This window comes from Acidimicrobiales bacterium, from assembly GCA_036399815.1.
Lineage (GTDB): Bacteria > Actinomycetota > Acidimicrobiia > Acidimicrobiales > DASWMK01 > DASWMK01.
The window spans coordinates 1-4,300 of record DASWMK010000159.1 but is presented as its reverse complement, the minus strand read 5'-3'; the positions used below and the strand labels follow the sequence as shown (position 1 = coordinate 4,300).

Here is a 4,300-nt window from a genome sequence, read left to right as displayed (position 1 = left end):
AGCGGGAAGCCGAGCCCGTACTTGTCGTCGAAGCGCTTCTGCTTGGCCGGCTGGTCGGGGCTGATCCCGAGGATGGCCGTGTCGCCGACGTCGCCGGCCACGTCCCGCAGCCCGCACGCCTGGGTCGTGCAGCCCGGCGTGTCGGCCTTCGGGTAGAAGTACACGAGCACCTTGCGGCCCCGCAGCCCGGACAGGGACACCTCCTCGCCGTGCTGGTCGAGGAGCGTGAAGTCGGGGGCCTCGTCACCTGGCTGGAGCGGCATGGGACGACGATAGGTCGGTGCCGCGATGAGTGGCGGGGTGTGGCATCGTCGGACCGGTATGCGCATCGTGGTGAGCGAGTTCATCAGCCTCGACGGGGTGGTCCAGGCGCCGGGCGGGCCGGAGGAGGACACCGACGGCGGCTTCCGGCACGGCGGGTGGTCCATGCCGTTCTTCGACGTGGAGGTCATGGGGTCGGCCGTCGACGAGATCGCCGGGCGGGCCGACGCCCTGCTCTTCGGCCGGCGCACCTGGCAGGTCATGGCCGGCGCCTGGCCCGAGCGGGCGGGCGACCCCTTCGCCGACTGGATCAACGCCGTCGAGAAGCACGTCGTCTCCGACACGCTGACCGAGGACGACCTCACCTGGGCGCCGACGTCGCTGATCCGGGGGGCCGACCTCGAGAAGGGGGTCGGCGCCCTGCGCGAGCGGGACGGGGGCGACGTGAACGTGATGGGCAGCTCGCAGCTGGTCAGGTCGCTGCTCGCCGCCGACCTCGTCGACGAGCTCAACCTCATGATCGAGCCGATCGTCCTCGGCGGCGGGAAGGGGATCTTCCCGGCCGACGGCGAGGCCAGGACCTTCGAGCTGGTCTCGGCGACGACGGCCGGCACCGGCGTCCAGGTCTGCCGGTACCGCCGGGCCCGCTAGCACTCCCGCCCGCGGCGGCCGGCTCCCCCGCCGGCCCGTATGGATCGATGGGGTCGGGCGGCCGGGCCCCGGGCCGACGCCCACGGCAACCGGTACGTGCCGAAAGCGCCCGGCGTCGAGGCCCGGGCCGACACCCACAGCGGCCCGTCCGTACCGACGGAGTCCGGCGTCGGCGCCTACCCGGCGGAACGGTCCGGCGTCGGCTGCGGGGGGCGACCGGCGCTACGGTGCCCGCCGCACCAGCGGGCCGGGCGCTCCCGGCAGTCCTCCGGAGGGCGACACGTGGCGTTGCGGGTGATCGGGGCCGGGGTGGGCCGCACGGGGACGACGTCGCTCAAGCTGGCGCTCGAGCGGCTGCTCGGCGGGCCCTGCTACCACATGCTCGAGGTGTTCGAGCACGACGACCACGTGCCGATGTGGCACCGGGCCGGGCTCGGCGACATGCCCGACTGGCACGCCCTCTACGACGGCTACGTCGCCACCGTCGACTGGCCGGCGGCGTCGTTCTGGCCGGAGCTGGCCGACGCCTTCCCCGACGCCGTGGTGCTCCTCTCGACGAGGGAGAGCGCCAAGGCCTGGTGGGCGAGCGCCGACCGCACCGTCTTCGACGGTGCCCGCCGCGGCTGGGTGCCGGAGAACCGCCACTGGTGGGAGATGTTCCAGGTCATCGCCCGCAGCCGCTTCACCAACGCCTTCGACGACCCCGAGGCGTGCATGGCCGCCTACGACGCCCACAACGAGGCCGTCAGGGCCGCCGTCCCGGCCGGGCGCCTGGTCGAGTGGCAGCCGGGCGACGGCTGGGGCCCGCTGTGCCGGGGCCTCGGCGTCCCCGTCCCCGACGAGCCGTTCCCCCACGTCAACACGACCGAGGAGTTCCGCACCCGCTCCGGCTGGGAGTGACGGCTCGGACCGGCGGCCGGGACGGCCCCCGACCTAGGCGGCGAAGACCCGGGCGCCGGCGAGGAGGTCGGCGGCCAGGTCGCCGTCGCCGGTGACGTGGTGGCGGACGTCGCGGGGGTCGAGGCGCTTGGCCGCGAGGCGGCAGAAGTCGACGGCGTCGGCCACCAGCACGAGGTCCGGCTCGCCCGGGGCCTCGCCGACCCCGAGGTGCTGCACCCACGCCCCGCCGCCCGGGCCGGTCAGCACCACCCTCGCCGTGCGCCCCGCGCCCGACCGGCCGGCCATCGCCATCCCGAGGGGCAGGGCGGCGACCGCCAGCCCGGTCATCAGCGCCAGCACCGGCGGCGGCGGGTCCTCGGTCGGCCGGCCGACGGCCCGGCGGACGTCGTCGGCGTGGGTCCACACCTCGAAGGTGCGCATCAGGACGAGCGACCGCACCGACACGTCGAGGCCGTGGAACTGCACCCGGTCGGCCAGCCCGTCGTCGGCGAGGGTGGCGACGTGGGCGACGACCGCCGTCGCCGCCGCCCGCCAGCGGGCCAGCAGGTCGGCGGTCGGCAGGGCGGCCAGCTCGGGCACGAACGGCTCGGTCATCGCCGCGTGCTCGTGCTCGGTGCCCGGCGGCGGGGTGAACCGGCCGATGCCGAGGACGGCGGCCGTGTAGTCCTCGACGACGACGAGGTGGGCGACCAGCTCGCGCACCGTCCACCCGGTCACCGTCGGCGCCGACCAGGCGTCGCCGTCCAGCCCGGCCAGCAGGTCGGCCAGCGCGGCCACCTGGTGGCCGAGGGCGCCGGGGGGCGTGGTCGGCTCCACGGTGGACGAGCCCGGGGCTCGGCGGCGGCGGGCGGCGGCCAGCACCCGGTCCCGGAGGGCGGTCGGGGCGGTGGCCGACTCGGCCGACCCGAGGAGGGCGGCGACGGCCTGGAGCTCGGCCGCGGTGGCGGCGAGGGTGGGGTCGGCCAGGACGGCCGCGTCGACGTGGCCCTCCAGCTCGTCGGGCAGGGCGTCGAGCGCCCAGGCGCCGAGCAGCTCATCGGCCTCGGCGCGGGTCAGGTCCACGAGATGATCCCTTCGGAGCGGAGGACGTCGGCCAGCCGGCGCATCCCGATGCGGAGCCGGGACTTCGCCGTGCCCTCGGGGATGCCGAGCACGCGGGCGACCTCGACGAACGTGTGGCCGCCGAAGTAGGCGAGCCGGATGGCGGTGCGCTGGTCGGGCGGCAGGGCGTCGACGGCGTCGCGCACCCGCTGGGCGACGACCATCGACGTGGCCGCCTCGGCGATGTCGGGCGGGGCGACGGGCGCCCGCTCGGCGTCGCGCTCCTCGCGGCGGCGGGCGGCGACCTCCCGGCGGACCCGGTCGACGGCCCGCCGGTGGGCGAGCACCCCGAGCCAGGTGCGGACCGAGCCCTTCGACGGATCCCAGGCGCCCGGGCGCTCCCACAGGGTGACGAACACGTCCTGCACGACGTCCTCGGCCGCCGCCTGGTCGCCGGTGACCCGGTGGGCCAGGCCGTACACGAACGCGCCGAACTGGTCGTACAGCTCGGCGAGGGCGCTCTCGTCGCCGGCGCCGACGCGCGCCATGGCGATGCCCTCCCACGTCGCCCCGCGCACCGTCACGGCCGTCACCATGCCACCCTTCGGCGCCACCCCGCCGGACGGATCACCGAACGGCGTCCTTGACACCCGGCGCGGCCGTTCCCTACCTTGTCCGTGGGCAAAGTGGGAAGGGAGCCCGAGAGGCGTGCACGTCGATCTGTGGGTGGCCGTCGCCGGGGCCATCGTCGGGTTCGTGGTCGGGCTCACCGGCATGGGCGGCGGCGCGCTGATGACGCCGATCCTCGTCCTGCTCTTCCGCGTCGACCCCCTCGCCGCCGTGTCGAGCGACCTCGTCGCCTCCTTCGTGATGAAGCCGGTCGGCGGCGGCGTGCACCTGCGGCGGGGCACGGTCAACCGGTCGCTCGTCGGCTGGCTGGTGGCCGGGTCGGTCCCGTGCGCCTTCCTCGGCGTCCTCGTGCTGAAGGCGCTCGGCGACGGCCAGACCGTGGAGGACCGCCTCGAGGTCCTGCTCGGCGCGGCCCTGCTGATGGCGTCGGCGTCGATGATCGCCAAGGCCGTGCTGTCCACCCGACGGCTGCGGGCCGGGCAGGCCGTCCACGGCGGCGGCACCCACGCCATCACCGTCCGGCCCGTGGCCACCCTCGCCGTCGGCGCCCTCGGCGGCCTGATCGTCGGGATGACGTCGGTCGGCTCGGGCTCGCTGATCATCGTCATGCTCCTCGCCCTCTACCCGAGCCTGCGGGCCTCGGAGCTGGTCGGGACCGACCTCGTCCAGGCCGTGCCCCTGGTCGGCTCGGCCGCCCTCGGCCACCTGCTGTTCGGCGACTTCGAGCTGGCCCTCACCACGTCGCTGCTGGTGGGCGCCCTGCCCGGCGTGTACGTGGGCGCCAGGGTGTCGTCCAAGGCGCCCGACGGCGTGATCC

Annotated in this window: 6 protein-coding genes; 3 read left to right on the top strand and 3 right to left on the bottom strand. The window is 75.7% G+C overall.

The window, feature by feature from the left end:
- The coding region (locus tag VGB14_11405; protein ID HEX9993523.1) for a peroxiredoxin at positions 1-263 on the bottom strand (263 nt) is incomplete at its 3' end.
- A 58-nt stretch (positions 264-321) separates the two neighbouring features.
- Here VGB14_11405 and VGB14_11400 point away from each other — a divergent pair.
- Together VGB14_11400 and VGB14_11395 are read left to right on the top strand one after the other, a co-directional pair.
- Positions 322-912, top strand: coding sequence for a dihydrofolate reductase family protein (locus tag VGB14_11400; protein ID HEX9993522.1), 591 nt, complete (start codon positions 322-324; stop codon positions 910-912).
- Positions 913-1,194: 282 nt separating this feature from the next.
- Positions 1,195-1,812 carry a sulfotransferase gene (locus tag VGB14_11395; GenBank protein ID HEX9993521.1) on the top strand — a complete coding sequence of 206 codons (618 nt, stop codon included), beginning with the start codon at positions 1,195-1,197 and terminating at the stop codon, positions 1,810-1,812.
- Positions 1,813-1,845: 33 nt separating this feature from the next.
- On the opposite strand, the gene VGB14_11390 is transcribed toward VGB14_11395, so the two are convergent.
- Positions 1,846-2,874, bottom strand: a complete 1,029-nt coding sequence (locus VGB14_11390) for a maleylpyruvate isomerase family mycothiol-dependent enzyme (protein ID HEX9993520.1) — start codon at positions 2,872-2,874, stop codon at positions 1,846-1,848.
- The gene (locus tag VGB14_11385) at positions 2,865-3,446 is read right to left on the bottom strand and encodes a sigma-70 family RNA polymerase sigma factor (protein ID HEX9993519.1); all 582 of its coding nucleotides are present in this window, start codon (positions 3,444-3,446) and stop codon (positions 2,865-2,867) included. The genes VGB14_11390 and VGB14_11385 overlap by 10 nt, the downstream gene beginning before the upstream one ends.
- 115 nt (positions 3,447-3,561) lie before the next feature.
- On the opposite strand from VGB14_11385, the gene VGB14_11380 reads away from it, so the two are divergent.
- Positions 3,562-4,300 (top strand): sulfite exporter TauE/SafE family protein (locus tag VGB14_11380; GenBank protein HEX9993518.1); only part of this gene is annotated, 739 nt, incomplete at its 3' end.